Below are 17540 nucleotides of genomic sequence, written 5' to 3'. Positions count from 1 at the left end.
ATCATATCCATACGACCTTATTCTGCCTCTCCACACAATATTAATAAAGCTTGTTACAAACGATATATAGTTATTACTCTTCCTTTTATCCTATTCGACAATATAAAGAAAAAACCATTTTTCCTCTGTTAACAGAAGGTATTCTTACTGAAATATTTTTTTACAATTTCCTTCATTGACTTTACACCACTACTAAGTATCGCTCACTCTTTCTCTGTCCATACAACAGAATATTTTGACGGAAGAAAAAGTTTGCCTTTTAGTCAAATTTGACTATAATATTCTTTATGGCTTTGTCAGTGCACTTGTGTAAATTGATTTAAAAAACTATATTTCAAATTTTTATGCGCTGCACTCAAAACTTCATATAGTTTACTTATTATTAAAGGAGGGTTATATTTGGAATCTCAATTATCAAAAAAAGACTCCAACAATACAAAATTTGTTGTTGCAGGTTTATTACTTGGTATTTTAATGGCGGCAATGGATAATACAATCGTTGCAACAGCAATGGCTACGATTGTTGGAGACCTAGGAGGATTTGACAAGTTCGTTTGGGTCACGTCTGCATATATGGTAGCAACAATGGCTGGGATGCCTATCTTCGGAAAACTTTCTGATATGTACGGACGGAAACGCTTTTATATTGGTGGCCTCATTCTTTTCTTATTCGGTTCTGCACTTTGCGGGACAGCATCTAGTATTGAGCAACTAAGTATTTATAGAGCAATTCAAGGGATTGGTGGCGGCGCTCTTATGCCTATCGCCTTCACGATTATGTACGATATATTCCCACCAGAAAAGCGCGGAAAAATGACAGGGCTATTCGGTGCGGTTTTCGGGACATCTAGTGTATTTGGCCCTTTATTAGGTGCTTATATTACAGACTATATAAGTTGGCATTGGGTCTTCTATATTAATATTCCATTAGGAATTATCTCCTTCTTCTTCATTACTAAATACTACAGTGAATCTCTAGAATTTAGAAAACAAAAAATTGATTGGGCTGGCGCTATTACACTTGTTATTAGTATCGTCTGCTTAATGTTCGCCTTAGAACTTGGTGGTAAAGAATACGCATGGAATTCCACTGTAATTATCGGTTTATTTACAACAGTTGTTATTATGCTTATTATTTTCTTCTTCGTAGAACGAAAAGCAACTGAGCCTATCATTTCTTTCCATCTATTTAAAAAACCTTTATTCGCAGCTAGCCAAGGCGTTGCCTTTTTCTATGGTGCCGCTTTTATTATCTGTACAGTTTATATCCCAATCTTCGTTCAAGGTGTTCTCGGCGGTTCAGCCTCAAATGCTGGATTAATTTTAACACCTATGATGGTTGGCTCTGTAATTGGAAGTCAAACAGGTGGACAGTTAGCTTCTCGAACAAGTTATCGTAACATCATGATGGTATCTGGTGTTTTCTTCGTAATTGGTATTTATTTACTAAGCACTTTAACAATGGATACACCTCGTCTACTTGTAACGCTATTTATGGTTCTCACTGGACTTGGAGTTGGTTTCTCGTTCTCAGTTTTAAGTATGTCTTCTATCCACAAGTTAGAAATGCGAGACCGTGGTTCTGCTACATCAACAAACTCATTCTTCCGTTCACTCGGTATGACTCTTGGTGTAACGATTTTCGGTACAATTCAAAACCATATTTTTACTACTAAATTAAACACTGTGTTCCCTCCTGAACTAGCTAAATTAGCTCCAAAAGGCGGAGACACAAGTTTCTTATTATCACAAGGTGCTACCGATAAGATTCCAGCTGAAATATTAACTGGTATTAAAGATGCTCTCGCTACCTCTATTGCCAGTACATTCTTCTGGGCACTGATCCCGGCTGTACTAAGTATTATTTGTATTTTACTTATGGGAAATGAACGCCTCTTTACAGGTCCAAAAACGAAACAAAAACAAAAGCAAGTAAGTTAATATAGAGAAAAGAAACGGCATATCCCTTTATGAAAACGGATATGCCGTTTATAATATGTATAAAGTTTTTATTTATAGGAGTTGAGACAGCATGAGCATGAAATTAGTCATTCTCGGCTTGCTACTTGAAGGAGATAAACATCCATATGAAGTGCAGCACATCATGAAAGAACGACAAATGGATTGTTATATTAAATATGCAAAAGGATCACTTTACTACGCCTTCGAACAATTAGAAAAGCAGGGTGCAATTCGTATTACCACGATTGTTCGAGATACGAATAGACCCGATAAAACAATCTTTCATATAACAGAAGAAGGTAAACGGTTATTTCACACGTTACTATTAAAACAATTTGAGGCAAAAAATCAAATATATAAACCAATTTATTCGGCACTCTCTTTCGCTCATTTTGGTGATGATCAAGAGTTAATTCCTATTTTAGAAAAAAAGAAAAATGATACCGTTCAATATTTACATAAAATGCAAACTATTTATGATTGTAGCAAAGGACACATTCCTCGTGCACAACTATATATTTTACAAAGCGTTATTGAACATATTACAGTTGAATTGCAATGGTTAAACACCCTCCTTACAGATGCAGTTGCAGGACGACTTTCAGAAATTGATATAGATGAAGGTTGAACTTATAAAGAAGAAACTGTAAAAAGACAATAAAGTTATTTCATTGTAAAACCTAAAACAAGCATACCCCCGTTCTAATTTAGGAAGGGGGTATGCTTGTTTTAGGTTCGACATAAGATGAGCCAATTGTTGAATAACATAAATGGCATCTTATCTCTGTACAGATATCCACTTCTTTACAAGTTTAATCGCACTTCATTTCAATTTCCCCAACCTCTCTTCCCTCTTGAAAAAATCAGAATAATCCGAATGGTAAGAATAAAAAACTTTAGAATTTTCTTATTTTAAAACAGTGGACAAAATTCCGAAAATTGTGTTAGAATTTGTTTCAATATCATATCGCTTGTTAAATTCCTTTCAAAAGGAAAATAGGTACACGAATATTTCACTTCGTGTTTAAAAGGGAAGTTTGGTGAAACTCCAACACGGTCCCGCCACTGTAAATGCTGAGATTTCTTTTTTGTGCCACTGTGAAAGCGGGAAGGTGAAAGAAATTATATGAAGCATAAGTCAGGATACCTGCCTATTTTAACAACACTGATAGACTCACGGATGATGATGAGGTGTTAAGAACAAAAAGGAAGGCTTATTTTTCTATGCCTTTATGCTTTTTGTTATAGGTATTTCCGAGTAAACGGAAATGCTTACTTTCAATTAGGGAGGAATTTAAAATGGCAATTCAAACAAGTAACTTAGGTTATCCACGTATCGGACTACAACGAGAGTGGAAAAAAACATTGGAAGCTTTTTGGTCCAATAAAATTGATGAAGAACAATTTTTAACGACAATGAAAGAAATTCGCCTTCAACACGTCAAAGTACAGCAAGAAAAGGGAATTGAATTAATTCCAGTTGGCGATTTTACATATTATGACCACGTTCTGGATACGGCCTACATGTTAGGATTCATCCCGTCACGTTTTTCAGAGTTTACCTCTTACCTTGATGTATATTTTGCAATGGCACGCGGCTCTAAAGATCACGTTGCTTCTGAAATGACAAAATGGTTTAACACAAACTATCATTACATTGTTCCTGAATATGAAGAAGGATTACAAATCTCTTTAAAAGACAATCGTCCTCTTCGTTTATATGAAGAAGCGAAAAAAGAGTTAGGCGTTGATGGAAAACCAGTTATTTTAGGCCCTTATACATTCCTAAAACTAGCAAAAGGTTATAACGAAGAGCAATTTGCCACTATTTTAAAAGAGCTAGTTGCACCTTATGTACAATTATTCTCTGAATTACACGCAGCTGGAGCACAAATTATTCAAGTTGACGAACCAATCTTCGCATCTTTAACAAAAGATGAAATTAATCAAGCGAAAGAACTTTACGAAGCTATTCATAAAGAGGTTCCAAATGCGAATCTTCTTCTACAAACATATTTTGATAGTGTAGAAGAGAACTATGAAGAAATTATTGCATTCCCTGTTTCTGGTATTGGATTAGACTTTGTTCATGGCAAAGAAGGTAATGTAAATGCTATTTCAAAATACGGATTCCCAGCTGATAAAATTTTAGCTATCGGTTGTATAGATGGCCGTAACATTTGGAGAGCTGATCTTGATGATGTACTTTCTTTATTTACAACATTACAAAATCAAATCACAGCAAAAGGTTTAATTGTTCAACCTTCTTGTAGCTTATTGCATACTCCAATTGATAAAACGGAAGAAACGCACTTAACAAGTGAATTATTTGATGCACTTGCATTTGCTAATCAAAAATTAGAAGAACTAGTCCTTATCCATTCTGCTCTTACTAAAGGTGTAGAAAGCATCAGTAGCGATTTAACAACATATCGTAATGCACATCATGCAATCCGCTCATCAGCTGCACGTAATCGTGAAGATGTAAAAGTGGCACGTACATCACTTAAAGAAGATGATTTCTCACGTCCTCTTCCATTTGAAAAACGATATGAACTACAGCAAGTAGCTTTACAATTACCGTTGTTACCAACAACAACTATTGGTAGCTTCCCGCAAACATCTGAAGTTCGTCAAACACGTAAACAGTGGCGTAACGGCGATATTACAAATGAACAATATAATCAATTCATTGAAAAAGAAACTGCAAAGTGGATTCGTTACCAAGAAGATATTGGTCTTGATGTACTAGTACATGGTGAATTCGAAAGAACTGACATGGTGGAATATTTTGGAGAAAGACTTGCTGGTTTCTCCTTTACTAAAAACGGATGGGTACAATCATACGGTTCTCGTTGCGTAAAACCACCTGTTATTTATGGTGATGTTGCCTTTATAAGTGGAATGACTATTAAAGAAACTGTATATGCACAAAGCTTAACAGAGAAAGTAGTAAAAGGTATGCTAACTGGACCTGTCACTATTTTAAATTGGTCATTCGTTCGAAATGATATTTCAAGAAAAGAAGTATCATATCAAATTGCATTAGCACTTCGTCATGAAATTGAATTACTTGAATCTTCCGGAATTAGAGTAATCCAAGTCGATGAACCTGCACTTCGTGAAGGTATGCCGTTAAAAGAAAAAGATTGGGATGCATACATTACATGGGCAGTTCAATCATTCCTTTTAGCAACATCTTCTGTAGAAAATGAAACACAAATTCATACTCATATGTGTTATAGTAACTTCGAAGATATTGTAGATGCAATTCGAGCGTTAGACGCAGATGTTATTTCTATCGAAACATCAAGAAGTCATGGAGAATTTATTAATACATTAAAGCATACAACATATGAAAAAGGAATTGGTCTAGGGGTATATGATATTCATAGCCCACGTGTCCCAAGTAAAGATGAAATGTTCACAATCGTAGAACAATCTTTACAAGTATGTGACCCTAAATATTTCTGGATTAATCCAGACTGTGGTTTAAAAACACGAAGAACTGAGGAAGTTATACCTGCTTTAGAGCACATGGTTCAGGCAGCAAAAGACGCTCGTTCTCTCCTAAAAACAAACGCATAATAAAAAACGTGTTATCCTTCAAAAAGGATAACACGTTTTTTTATTCTACACTCTCAAAATAGAAATCGTATTGTACTTTATACAATTCATCGTCTGATGGCTCTTCAAGAGGAGTTGCCTGCAAGACTATCATATATTCCCCGTTCGGAATAGGAATATGATATTTATTAGAAAGAATACTTGTTATATATACTTCTTCATTCTTCACTGTGAAAGGAACTGATATCGTTCTAACCACTTCTTCTTTCTCAATATGATTTCCACAAGTAACTTCCACTTCACAAGTATAGTCAGAGATTGCTTCAAAAATAATAGCTCCATCCACCTCAGCATAGCCTCTTTCAAAATCTTCAGGAGTCCAATCTACATAAGGCTGCTGACCATCATAGTTCATTATCATTAATTGCGAATATGAAATTGTTAATTCCATAACTATCCCTCTCCTCCACTATGAAATGTATGCCAATTACTATTTCACTTCAAATTTCACACGCGTACCATCTGGATATTTGTCTAGCTTATTCCCTACCCAAGAACCTGCACCGCGGTTATCTGCTGGACTTATATATTCAATATGAGCTCCTTTTCCGCCTTCCTTACACATCGCCATCGGCCATTCATCACGATCATAACCTTTCTTCGTCGGATATGGCGCTAACGATAATTTCCTTCTATCCGCTGCACCATTACGATCAATTGTACACATTTCCGAATGTCCTTCTTTTATAGCATCCGTTATATGTTTCCCGGTCTCTGGATATCGTTCTTTCGGGAACTCTAGAATTTGATCATACGTAGTTGTTTTTTTAGTACTTGTCTCCTCTGGCACAAGTACTTCATATACCGCTACCAAAAGAGAAAGAATTGCAATAATTGAAATGATAATACCTTTAAATTGCTTCATGTGTACCTCCGTGTTCCTACCAATTTCTTTTCCTCAGTTATTATAACAAACTTCTTCTATGTATGTTTTCAGACATTATTTTAGCTCTTCCTCTCCATTCCGCCAAAAACATTCATTTTTCTTCATCTTTTCACTAATGCTGTAGAAAACTAATAACCTTCCGACATTCTTTTTCAAAGGAAGTCCACATAAAAGGTTGAAATGATATATACGATACTTTTTGGGGAGGAACTATCATGGAAGCTATTTATAAAACGAAAGATGTTACAAATAAAACAGGTATCCCAAAACATATAGTCCGAAAATATAGCCAACTCTTAGAGGAACACGGTTATATCATTTCAAAGACAGCTGATGCTCGTATTTATAAATTGGATGATTTAAAACTATTGAAATCTATACATGAAAGAGCTGCTACATTACAAGAGGACATTTCAGAAACAATACCTATTATTTTAAAAGAAAAAGATGCCCCACCTGTACCTGTTATTCAAGATAAACAAGAAGTGCAACCAAAAGAAGATGGGCGTAACTTTGAGGAGTTCATGCTAAAACTTGAAATGCTTGCTCAATTAAATGAAGCAATTATTCATCAAAACTCTACTCTCATTACACAAAATCGTTTAAAAGACGAGAAATTAGATGAACTAATGCAACAAGTTTATGTAAAAGAAGGCTCACAAGAAAAAATGTTACAAGATCTAGTTGTTCACGCCGCTCAAACAGATGCACTCCAAAAAGAAAAGATGGACTTATTAATGAATCATATGTATAAGCGAGAATCCAAACAAGAAGAAAAAATGAATAAACTTGTCAATCAAATTTACAATAAAGATAGCAACCGTGATACACAACTTATGCAAGTTATTCGTGAAATTCAAGAAACAAAAAGATTAGTCGCCGCCTCAAAAGAGCAAAGCTTCTTTCAATCATTTAAAAGTTTATTCGTTCGAACAAAACAAGAAAAAATAAATGAATGAAATTTTGTAACTTTTTCTAATGCACGAAAAATAAAAAGTTACCTTCTATCGGTAACTTTTATTCCTTATATCGTACAGCTGGCAATATAATAATAGCTTCAGTTCCTTTTCCGCTTTCACTTTTATATTCCAATGTGCCATTATGCGCTTGTAAAATACTAAATGTTACCATAAGGCCTAATCCTGTTCCTTTTTCTTTTAAAGAATAATACGGTTGTCCAAGCCTTACTAACTGTTCTTTTGTCATTCCAACACCACTATCTTTAACTCTTATTATTATCAATTCATCTTTTTGAATAGCTGTTACTTTTAAATACCCTTTGTTTCCTTGAATTGCTTCAATACCGTTTTTAACAACATTCATAATAGCTTGCTTCAATTTCGTCTTATCGCCGATAGTATAAAGGCTCTCAGAAATCTCAACTTGCAAATAAACGCCCTGCATCGCTGCAAATGATGACATAAGAGTTGTCATTTCAATTAATTGTGCTGATAAACAAATATGTTCTTTTTTTTCAATTTGAGGCCTTGCTAAATTTAAATAATCTGAAATAATCTGTTCAGCACGATCCAGTTCAGCTAATACGAGACGCATATAATCTTTGTTTTTTACGTCTTCCGTACTCTCTAGCAATTGAATAAACCCTCGTACAACAGTGAGAGGGTTTCGAACTTCATGTGCAACACTTGCAGCTAACTCACTTACAATATTAAGTTTTTCTGATTTCTGCATTTCTGTACGCAATAATGCATTTTCGTTTAAATACTCAGTCAAATACACTTGAAATACCATTGTCATAACCATAATAAGTGATGCAAATATATACCCACTATATAGATTAGATATGTACGGTGTAAAACCTGTTTCTAAAAGGACATTCAACATCCCGACTACTAATGAAACAAGAACATAAAATGATGCAATCATAAAAGCTAATATTAGCTTCTTATCTCTTGAAAAAAGAGACCATTTCTTTGACAAAAATAATGGAATTATCGAAAGAAATATAACTTCTACCATAGGCAACCAACTAAGCCCCTTAAAAATCCATTCATATGCAACATAAATAATGGCAGGGATGAGCCCAACAATCCCACCATATAAAAAACCACTAACAATTGGGACTGGATGAAAATTGTATCCGCAAACGGTACCAAAACAAATAGAGTATGTCATGGAGAGAACGAGTGTAACGCTAGATAAAAACATAATAAAGTAGCGATTAGGCTTCGGAAGCATTCCTTGATAACGATTTAAACGAATCGCTTCATATAAAAATAGTGGTAAAATAATGATGGCAATTTGGATCATTAAATCACGAATCAGCTCCATAGCCTCTCATCCCCTATATGTATTTTGATATGATTATATCATTTTATAAGTCTATTTGTTTCAAAATTTTGATTTTTCTTAACATCTTTGTTAATTATTTGTTAACAACTAATAATAAATGTTACAAATTTCCGAAATGATTGTAAACCCTGTACCAAATTTCCTTCGTGCAGTATACAATGAATACGGATTACAAAGAAAATAAAAAACACTTCACTAGACGGACAACTATCGCAAAATACAGCATATAATCCATACTATCTATGTTTACAAATAAGTGATCATTACTTTAGTAGGAGGAAGATAAATATGGCGGGTACTACGCTTGTTTTAAAAGAAGAAAATTTGGTTGTGCTAGAAAACGTTGAAAAATCAGTATACGAAGAATTGCAACATAAAGCAGGGGACGAAGACTGTACATGTGCTGTAAATGAATCCGTTGTCCATCTTGGCAAAGTATCTTCCGTACTTTGGAACGAAGATGAAATAGATTGGGAATACGGTTATTAAAAAGTCGCTTTCAGCGGCTTTTTTCTTTTCTCTCTTTCTAAATAACATATGCAAAGCGTAATCATAGAAAATATGATAAAATGGACTTAATTTTCAAACGGAAGAAAGGGAGATACAATGGAACAATTCATTAATCCTAGAGTGAAGGACATCCAGATTTCTGGAATTCGCCAGTTTTCTAATATGATTCAAAACTATGATAATCTTATCTCTTTAACAATTGGGCAACCCGATTTCCCTACACCTTCTCTAGTAAAAGAAGCAGCTAAACGGGCCATTACAGAAAATTATACAAGCTATACACATAACGCTGGTTTACTAGAATTACGCAAGGCAGCTTGTAACTTTGTAAAGGACAACTACAATTTACATTATTCACCTGAAAACGAAACCATTGTTACAATCGGTGCTAGTGAAGCGATCGATGTTGCATTCCGAACTATTTTAGAACCAGGAACGGAAGTAATTTTGCCTGCTCCTATTTACCCTGGTTACGAGCCGATTATTCGACTATGCGGTGCAACTCCTATTTTTATAGATGTTCGTGAAACTGGATTTCGTTTAACAGCTGAAGCTCTGCGAAATGCAATTACAGAACGAACAAGATGCGTCGTTTTACCGTATCCTTCTAATCCAACTGGTGTTACCTTATCAAAAGAAGAATTAGAAGATATTGTATCTATCTTAAAAGATAAAAATATTTTCGTTCTTTCCGATGAAATTTATAGCGAACTTGTATATGAAGAAAAACACACATCTATCGCTCATTTCCCAGAAATGCGTGATAAGACTATTGTCATTAACGGCTTATCAAAATCACATTCTATGACTGGTTGGCGTATCGGACTTTTATTTGCCCCAAGTTATTTAGCAAAACACATTTTAAAAGTGCATCAATACAATGTTACATGCGCTACTTCAATTGCTCAATATGCTGCAATCGAAGCTTTAACAGCTGCTAAAGATGCCCCGAAGATGATGCGCTATCAATACAAAAAACGCCGTGATTACGTATATAATAGACTCATTCAAATGGGTTTAACTGTTGAGAAGCCAACAGGTGCATTTTATTTATTCCCATATGTTGGACATTTAACATCTTCATCATTTGATTTTGCACTTGATCTTGTAAAAGAAGCTGGGCTAGCCATTGTTCCTGGAACCGCATTTTCCGAATACGGTGAAGGCTACCTTCGCCTTTCCTATGCTTACAGTATCGAAACTTTAAAAGAAGGCTGTGACCGTTTAGAAGCCTTTCTAAAGAAAAAAGCTAAGAGTTAAACTCTTAGCTTTTTGTTGCATAATGATCACAAGTTTGACGCTTCAATAATTTATGCGGAATAATAATGCATTTTGAAGTAGATTCAGAATGCTCCACCTTATCAACTAAAGCTTTTGCCGCTTCATACCCTAATTGATAAATATTCACATCAACTGTCGAAAGTGGTGGACTAGCAATTTCTGATAATAAAGCATTGTTAAAGCTTACAATCGAAACATCTTTCGGTACAACAAATCCTTTTTTAGAAAGCGCACTTAACACGCCAAGTCCAATTAAATCATCCGTTGCTATAATTGCCGTCGGTGGTTGCTTTAGTCCCATTAATTCCTCAACAGCCTGTTGACCACTCTCTCTTGAAAAATCAAAGTGTAAAATATACTCTTTCGGCAATAGAATATCTGCTAGTTTCAAAGCATCACTCATCCCCGCCAAACGATCTCTCGTTACAAGTAAATCTGATCCACCGCCGATGAATGCGATTTGTTTATGGCCTAATGAAATCAAATATTCCGCTACTTCTCTTGCAGCTGTATAATTGTCATTATCTACATATGTAATTTCATCTTTTCGATCATATGGTTTTCCAATTAAAACAAACGGGAAGTTTTGGTCATGCAAGTATTGAATAATCCGATCGTTCTCTCTTGAATATAAAAGAATAATACCACCGATTTGACGCCCTTGTACCATTTTTACAACACCATTAAAAATTTCATCTTCCGTTTCACCAGTCGACATATAAAGCGCATACCCTTCCACATGTGCAAATGAACTAATTCCTCTTATAACTTCTGGGAAAAACGGATTTTGAAAAGCTTTACTTGCAGAACTCGGCATAACAAGACCAAGTGTCTTCGTCGTTTGGTTCGCAAGGTTTCTTGCATTTAAATTTGGATGATACCCTAATTCACTCATTACTTTTCGAACACGGCGCTTTGTCTTTTCACTTATACTTGGATTATCAGCAATTACACGAGAAACAGTTGATGGTGCTACGTTCGCCTTCTTCGCCACATCTTTAATTGTAACTGTCATAAAAATCCCCTCCTTTCACTTCTCTGCCATTTTTATATATTTTATCTTGCACCCGTTGCAAGTCATAGGAGAAGTCATAAACTGTCATTTATTTATTCTATCTTGCAAAACTTATCATATTCTCCCTCTCCATGTATTGTAAGGGATATAGCTATTTTTTCCTATACTATAATATACTATTTATTTCACTTCTTTTCACATATGATGTCAAATCTCTTTTCATCTCCCTACAAATTTTTTATAGGGAGATGAAAAGAGAAATGGGACGTAATGTCCCATTTTTATCCTTTCGTACCTCCAGCTGTTAAACCGGAAACAAAATATTTTTGCAGCGATAAGAATAAAATAGAAATCGGAATTGCAATTAATACTGAACCAGCTGCAAATGTCGTAAATTCATTACCAAATTTTTTCGCTACCATTTCATATAGTCCAACTGCTAAAGTATAATTTTCCGGTGTGCGCAAAATAATACTCGCTAAAATGAAATCTGTAAATGGACCGATGAAAGTGAATAGCGCTACAACCGCTACGATTGGTTTTGCAAGCGGCATAATGATTTGCCAGAAGATACGGAAATGTCCTGCTCCATCCATTCGAGCTGATTCATCCAGTTCTTTTGGAATCGTATCAAAATACCCTTTCATTAGCCATGTATTCATCGGAATTGCCCCGCCCACATAAATTAAAATTAATGCAAGATGTGTATCAAGTAATCCTGTTAACTGAGCTAATATATATAGTGCGATTAACGCTGCAAAATTCGGGATCATTTGCAGAATTAAAAATGTTAATAAACCATTCTTTCTTCCAACAAAACGATATCTCGAAAATGCATAGGCAGTAAAACTAATGGCTAGTACAGAGAAAATCATCGTCATTACGCTAACTTTCAAAGTATTTTTATACCAAAGTAAGTAATTACTTGAATCGAGATCAAGCAGCTTGCGATAATGATCTAACGTGGCATTTTCCGGAATAATACTTGACCCAGATAAACTATCCCCTGGATTAAACGATGAGCCAATAATCCATAATAACGGATAGAAAATGATGGCACACATTACGAAAATAACTAAATAACTTAATGAGAGACGTAACATCTTCTGTCTTTTAATATTCATTTACATCATATCCTCTTCTTGGAATGATTTTGTTCTCTTAAATTGCCATAACGCAACTGTAATAACAATTAACGATAAAATCATTGTAAGAGCTGCTGCTTTTCCGTACTGAGCCGAAGTCATCGTTAACTTATAGATCCATGAAATTAAAATATCCGTTCCACCTGCATTTTGTCCAGACACAGCAGGTCCCCCGCTATTAAATAGATAAATAATACTAAAATTATTAAAGTTAAACGTATATTGCGTAATTAATATTGGCGCTGTTGCGTATAAAACAAGTGGCAATGTAATTTTGCGGAACTGTTGCCAAGCTGTTGCTCCATCTACTGTAGCCGCTTCATATAATTCTCCTGGAATCGATTGCAATATACCTGTTGTCATTGCAAAGACGAACGGGAAACCAAGCCACGTTTGAATCATAATTAAAGCAATCTTCGCCCAAAACGGGTCTGTCATCCAAGCAATCTTTTCAATCCCGAATAAAGCTAATACTTGGTTATTAATTGCTCCAAATGTTTCATTAAACATACCAGCAAATACAAGAATAGATACGAATGCTGGAACAGCCCACGGTAAAATAAAGATTGTTCGAATAATTGCCTTACCTTTAATACCAGGCTGATTTACGATAATCGCTAAAAAAATACCAAGTGCAACTTGTAATGTTGTTGCAACAAACGTCCAAATGACAGTCCAAGAAAATACACTTAAAAATGTATCTCTCCACATTGGTAATGTGAAAATATCAATAAAGTTTTTAAAGCCCACCCAATCTACTAATTTAGCTGGAGGAGAGTGATATAAATCATAATTCGTAAATCCAATTAAGATTACAAAAATGATTGGAAATACAACTACAAAGATTAGTAATAGAAATCCTGGTGAAACCATTAAATATGGAAAACCTTGATCTAATAAGTTACGGTACTGCTCTTTTACTGAGTTTAATGGTGTTCCTATATCACGTTTCTTCCCATTTTGGTATGCATCATACAAGTTAAATCCATATATTCCGAGTCCGAATACTATGACGATAAGTGCCAAAATCCCTTCTACTAATAGAAAGACCGAATGGTCACGTGGAACTTCTGTACCGAGCGTTACAATACCCCATAATCCTATATTTAACAAATCAGCAAATGCTACAATAAATGAACCTGTTAATACTAGAAAAATAAGACCTTTAACATATTGTTTATTATATAGTTGACCAATACCTGGAATGATTGATAACATGGTCGCCATTTTCCTATGCTTTGAACCGTTTAACTCTTTCGCTGGTTCCATAGATGTTTGCATGTTCCTTCCCCCTTTTTTCTTCCTACTTGGAAGGGAGAGAATTCGTGCCTCTCATATTTAGAGGCACGAATTTCACCTTATTTTTTATTGCTGTGGTTTGCCTCAATATTACCTTTAATTTGTTTCACTGCATTATCAAGTGCTGCTTTTGGCTCTTGTTTATTTGATACAACTAATTGAAGCGCATCTCCAGCTGGTTTCCAAACTTCTTGCATTTCTGGAATATTCGGCATTGGAATTCCATTTTCTGATTGAGTTGCAACTGCTTTTGCAGCCTCATTATCTTTAATAATTGGATCTTCCATCACTGATTTTACTGGAGGAATTTCTTTTGTTTTCTCAAATCGAATTTTTGCGTTTTCTTCATTTGTTACCCACTCAGTGAATTTTGTAGCTAAATCATTTTGTTTAGAGAAACTTGTTACATGCCATCCTTTTACCCCAACGAACGTTTTCATCGGTTGACCATTTGGTAATTTCGGCATTGGAGCAACACCATAATCAATTCCAGCCTTTTCCATCGCTTGGAATGCCCATGGACCATTCATAATAGATGCTGCTTTTCCTTCATTAAATAATCCATCTGCAGCTGAACCGCCAGATTCACCAATAATTCCTTTTGGTAATAATTTTTCTTTATACCATTTTTGAATATATTCAGCACCTTGTACTGCACCACTATTATTTAATCCAATATCTGTCGGAGTCAGTTTTCCATCTTTTTCACCAAATACATAACCGCCCATACCCTCCATAAATGCGTTAGCAAAATAGAAGTTATCTCCTAATGTTAAAAATCCGTACTTGTCATCTTTCGTAAAGTCTTTTGAGAAGTTATACAGCTCATCCATCGTTTCTGGTGCTTTTGACATTAATTTTTTATTATAAATAAAGATTGGTGTTTCAATTGCTTTTGGTAAACCGTATAGTTTTCCGTCGTATGTTTGTGCCTTTATTGATAAATCTGTAAATTTATTTTTTACCGTATCATCCACTTTCACCTCTGAAAGTAGCCCTTCTGTTACCGCATTACCAATATGATCATGTGGCAATGTTACAACATCTGGCCCTGTGCCAGCTGGACCGTCGAGACGAAGTTTTTCTATTTGTTTCGTCATCTGAACCTCTTCAACTTTTACTTTCACATTATATTTCTTTTCAAAACTTTTCACTGCCGGCTCTAGACCCACACCTTTTTTCTCATCTTCCCAAACGAGAAGATCATAATCTTTCTTCTCTTTACTTGCTTCTTTTTTCCCTGAATCTTTCGGTCCACATGCAGATAACATACCGATTGACAATGCTGAAATCGTTAATAGTGATAATGCTTTCTTCATCCCAAAAACCTCCCTAAATTGTCTATGTACCTCTTTAATTGAAAACGTTTGCATTCGATAGTTTAATAAAAGCGCAAACAATATCATAATCTATGAAAACGTTTGCGCTATTTGTCTATCATTATACATCCTTTTATTTATTTTGCAAATATTAATTTTTTAAATATTGCCGTTATACTCTTTATCCATTGACTTTATATAAAATGAATACTACTCTTATAAGCAACATTATAGTTATGGGAAAGCAATCGTTTGCAACATAATCTTTATTATTACGTTTAAGGGAACGATATGTATAGAGATATTAAAGGGGGATTTTCTATATGTTTAAAGAAGCGATCTATCATAGGCCGAAAGATAATTATGCATACGCTTACGACGAAAAAACGATTCACATCCAGATGCGTACAAAAAGAGACGATATTCACACCGCTGCTCTCATCTACGGTGATCCTTATGAATGGCAAGATGGGAAATGGATTACAGCGAGTACACCGATGAAAAAAACTGGTTCTACTGAGTTATTTGATTATTGGTCAATTTCCATCGAACCACAATTTAAACGCTTACGTTATGGATTTGAATTAATAAATGATGCAGAATCTCTTATTTATACAGAACGAGGATTTTTTTCTAACATTCCAAATGATGATGTTGGTAACTTTTTCTGTTTTCCATTTATTCATGCAAACGATGTATTCAAAGCACCGTCCTGGGTTAAAGACACAGTTTGGTATCAAATTTTCCCAGAACGATTCGCTAATGGGGATTGCACACTGAATCCAGAAAACACCCTTCCTTGGGGAAGTACTGAACCAACTCCAACTAATTTTTTCGGCGGAGATTTTGCTGGTATTATTCAAAACCTTGATTACCTTGTTAAACTTGGAATTTCCGGAATATATTTCACTCCTATTTTCAAAGCTCATTCGAATCATAAATATGACACAATCGATTACATGGAAATTGATCCACAATTCGGGACGAAAGAAACTTTCAAAGAACTCGTTCAGGCGTGTCATGAACATGGTATAAAAGTAATGCTCGACGCTGTTTTTAATCATAGCGGATACTTCTTTGATAAATTTCAAAACGTACTAGAAAATGGCGAGCAGTCAGCTTATAAAGAGTGGTTCCATATTCATGAATTTCCGATTATTACTGAGCCACTTCCTAATTACGATACTTTCGCGTTTACACCATATATGCCTAAATTAAATACGGCACATCCAGATGTAAAAGAATATTTACTTGAAGTAGGTCGTTATTGGGTAAGGGAATTCCATATAGATGGTTGGCGCCTTGATGTAGCAAATGAAGTTGATCACAGTTTTTGGAGAGAATTCCGAAGTGAAATAAAAGCATTAAATCCTGAAGTATATATTTTAGGCGAAATTTGGCACGATGCACTCCCATGGCTACAAGGTGACCAATTTGATGCTGTAATGAGCTATCCTGTTACAAATGCTCTACTTTCTTACTTTGCTAACGAGTCCATTCATGCAAGTGAATTTATGAAACAAATTATCGATTCTCTACATTCCTACTCTATGAATGTAAATGAAGCGGCATTTCATTTATTAGACAGTCATGACACACCTAGAATTTTAGCAACATGTAACGGGGATAAAAATAAGTTAAAGTTACTCTATGTATTTCACCTTTCTTTCATCGGTTCTCCTTGTATTTATTACGGCGATGAAATCGGTATGGATGGTGGAATGGACCCTGACTGCCGCAAATGCATGATATGGGATGAAAAAGAACAAGATACTCTTTTATTTACACATATACAAACATTAATTTCATTACGGAAACAACATAAAGCATTTGGAGGAAACGGTACTTTTCAATTCATTGAGGCAAATGATGAACATAATTATATTTCTTATACAAAAACATATGAAGATGAAACTATCTTTTTCGTTTTAAATCCTACTAACAGTGAAGTTACAACTTCACTCCCTCTTCATATTACAGGGAAGAAAATAATTAACATTTATACAAACGAAGAATTTTCAGCGGAAGCAAGTGTATTACAAGTTACACTTCCACCGTATGGATTCTCTATTTTAAAATGGTAATAGAAAAAGCCTTATGCCAGGGTGAAGTGACCCCCGAAAGTTAGACAGGTCGTTTCATTAGGCAGCCTCTAGGGTATGAGCCCGGTATTGTACCGGGCT

14 protein-coding genes and 1 riboswitch are annotated in these 17540 nt (G+C 35.0%); of the genes, 7 read left to right on the top strand and 7 right to left on the bottom strand.

Features of this window, described 5'->3' with window-relative positions; genetic code table 11:
- The first annotated feature begins 399 nt into the window (after positions 1 to 399).
- From SB773_RS09435 to metE, 3 genes are all read left to right on the top strand, one after another.
- Positions 400 to 1941 carry an MDR family MFS transporter gene (locus tag SB773_RS09435; RefSeq protein ID WP_002192633.1) on the top strand — a complete coding sequence of 514 codons (1542 nt, stop codon included), beginning with the start codon at positions 400 to 402 and terminating at the stop codon, positions 1939 to 1941.
- 91 nt (positions 1942 to 2032) lie between these two features.
- Complete coding sequence (locus tag SB773_RS09430; protein ID WP_000062071.1) at positions 2033 to 2590, top strand: PadR family transcriptional regulator; 558 nt, start codon at positions 2033 to 2035, stop codon at positions 2588 to 2590.
- Positions 2591 to 2943: 353 nt separating this feature from the next.
- Positions 2944 to 3131: riboswitch (cobalamin riboswitch) on the top strand.
- A gap of 130 nt (positions 3132 to 3261) precedes the next feature.
- The gene (gene metE, locus SB773_RS09425) at positions 3262 to 5550 is read left to right on the top strand and encodes a 5-methyltetrahydropteroyltriglutamate--homocysteine S-methyltransferase (RefSeq protein ID WP_002014819.1); all 2289 of its coding nucleotides are present in this window, start codon (positions 3262 to 3264) and stop codon (positions 5548 to 5550) included.
- Between the two features lie 40 nt (positions 5551 to 5590).
- Here metE and comJ read toward each other — a convergent pair whose 3' ends face one another.
- Both comJ and nucA read right to left on the bottom strand, forming a co-directional pair.
- Positions 5591 to 5980, bottom strand: coding sequence for a competence protein ComJ (gene comJ / locus SB773_RS09420; RefSeq protein ID WP_002088359.1), 390 nt, complete (start codon positions 5978 to 5980; stop codon positions 5591 to 5593).
- A 39-nt stretch (positions 5981 to 6019) separates the two neighbouring features.
- On the bottom strand, positions 6020 to 6454 hold the full coding sequence (nucA, locus tag SB773_RS09415; protein ID WP_002014817.1) for a DNA-entry nuclease: 435 nt from the start codon (positions 6452 to 6454) through the stop codon (positions 6020 to 6022).
- A 236-nt stretch (positions 6455 to 6690) separates the two neighbouring features.
- Between nucA and SB773_RS09410 the strand changes: the two genes are divergently transcribed.
- Positions 6691 to 7434, top strand: coding sequence for a DUF3967 domain-containing protein (locus SB773_RS09410; protein WP_002033817.1), 744 nt, complete (start codon positions 6691 to 6693; stop codon positions 7432 to 7434).
- A gap of 58 nt (positions 7435 to 7492) precedes the next feature.
- Here the strand turns inward: SB773_RS09410 and SB773_RS09405 are convergent, their stop codons facing one another.
- On the bottom strand, positions 7493 to 8767 hold the full coding sequence (locus SB773_RS09405) for a sensor histidine kinase (protein ID WP_002014814.1): 1275 nt from the start codon (positions 8765 to 8767) through the stop codon (positions 7493 to 7495).
- A gap of 309 nt (positions 8768 to 9076) precedes the next feature.
- Between SB773_RS09405 and SB773_RS09400 the strand changes: the two genes are divergently transcribed.
- Together SB773_RS09400 and SB773_RS09395 are read left to right on the top strand one after the other, a co-directional pair.
- Positions 9077 to 9277 carry a hypothetical protein gene (locus SB773_RS09400; protein ID WP_000929276.1) on the top strand — a complete coding sequence of 67 codons (201 nt, stop codon included), beginning with the start codon at positions 9077 to 9079 and terminating at the stop codon, positions 9275 to 9277.
- A 117-nt stretch (positions 9278 to 9394) separates the two neighbouring features.
- Positions 9395 to 10558 (top strand): aminotransferase A, encoded by a 1164-nt coding sequence (locus tag SB773_RS09395; RefSeq protein ID WP_410589666.1) that lies wholly within the window; start codon positions 9395 to 9397, stop codon positions 10556 to 10558.
- Positions 10559 to 10562: 4 nt separating this feature from the next.
- Here SB773_RS09395 and malR read toward each other — a convergent pair whose 3' ends face one another.
- The 4 genes from malR to SB773_RS09375 form a co-directional block, all read right to left on the bottom strand.
- Positions 10563 to 11594, bottom strand: coding sequence for a maltose operon transcriptional repressor MalR (malR, locus tag SB773_RS09390; RefSeq protein WP_410589664.1), 1032 nt, complete (start codon positions 11592 to 11594; stop codon positions 10563 to 10565).
- A 281-nt stretch (positions 11595 to 11875) separates the two neighbouring features.
- Positions 11876 to 12718, bottom strand: coding sequence for a maltosaccharide ABC transporter permease MalD (gene malD / locus SB773_RS09385; protein ID WP_098220054.1), 843 nt, complete (start codon positions 12716 to 12718; stop codon positions 11876 to 11878).
- A complete protein-coding gene (malC, locus tag SB773_RS09380; RefSeq protein ID WP_088034424.1) occupies positions 12719 to 14020 on the bottom strand; it encodes a maltosaccharide ABC transporter permease MalC in 1302 nt (433 codons plus the stop codon).
- Between the two features lie 77 nt (positions 14021 to 14097).
- Entirely contained in the window at positions 14098 to 15357 is a 1260-nt protein-coding gene (locus tag SB773_RS09375; protein WP_088034422.1) for an extracellular solute-binding protein, read from the bottom strand.
- A 323-nt stretch (positions 15358 to 15680) separates the two neighbouring features.
- Between SB773_RS09375 and SB773_RS09370 the strand changes: the two genes are divergently transcribed.
- Positions 15681 to 17441 (top strand): alpha-glycosidase, encoded by a 1761-nt coding sequence (locus SB773_RS09370; RefSeq protein WP_410589661.1) that lies wholly within the window; start codon positions 15681 to 15683, stop codon positions 17439 to 17441.
- Positions 17442 to 17540 lie beyond the last annotated feature (99 nt).

This window comes from Bacillus sp. SIMBA_074 (assembly GCF_046534555.1).
In the GTDB taxonomy this organism is placed as follows: domain Bacteria; phylum Bacillota; class Bacilli; order Bacillales; family Bacillaceae_G; genus Bacillus_A; species Bacillus_A mycoides.
The sequence above is the reverse complement of the archived record's forward strand: the minus strand, read 5'-3'. Positions and strand labels throughout refer to the sequence as shown.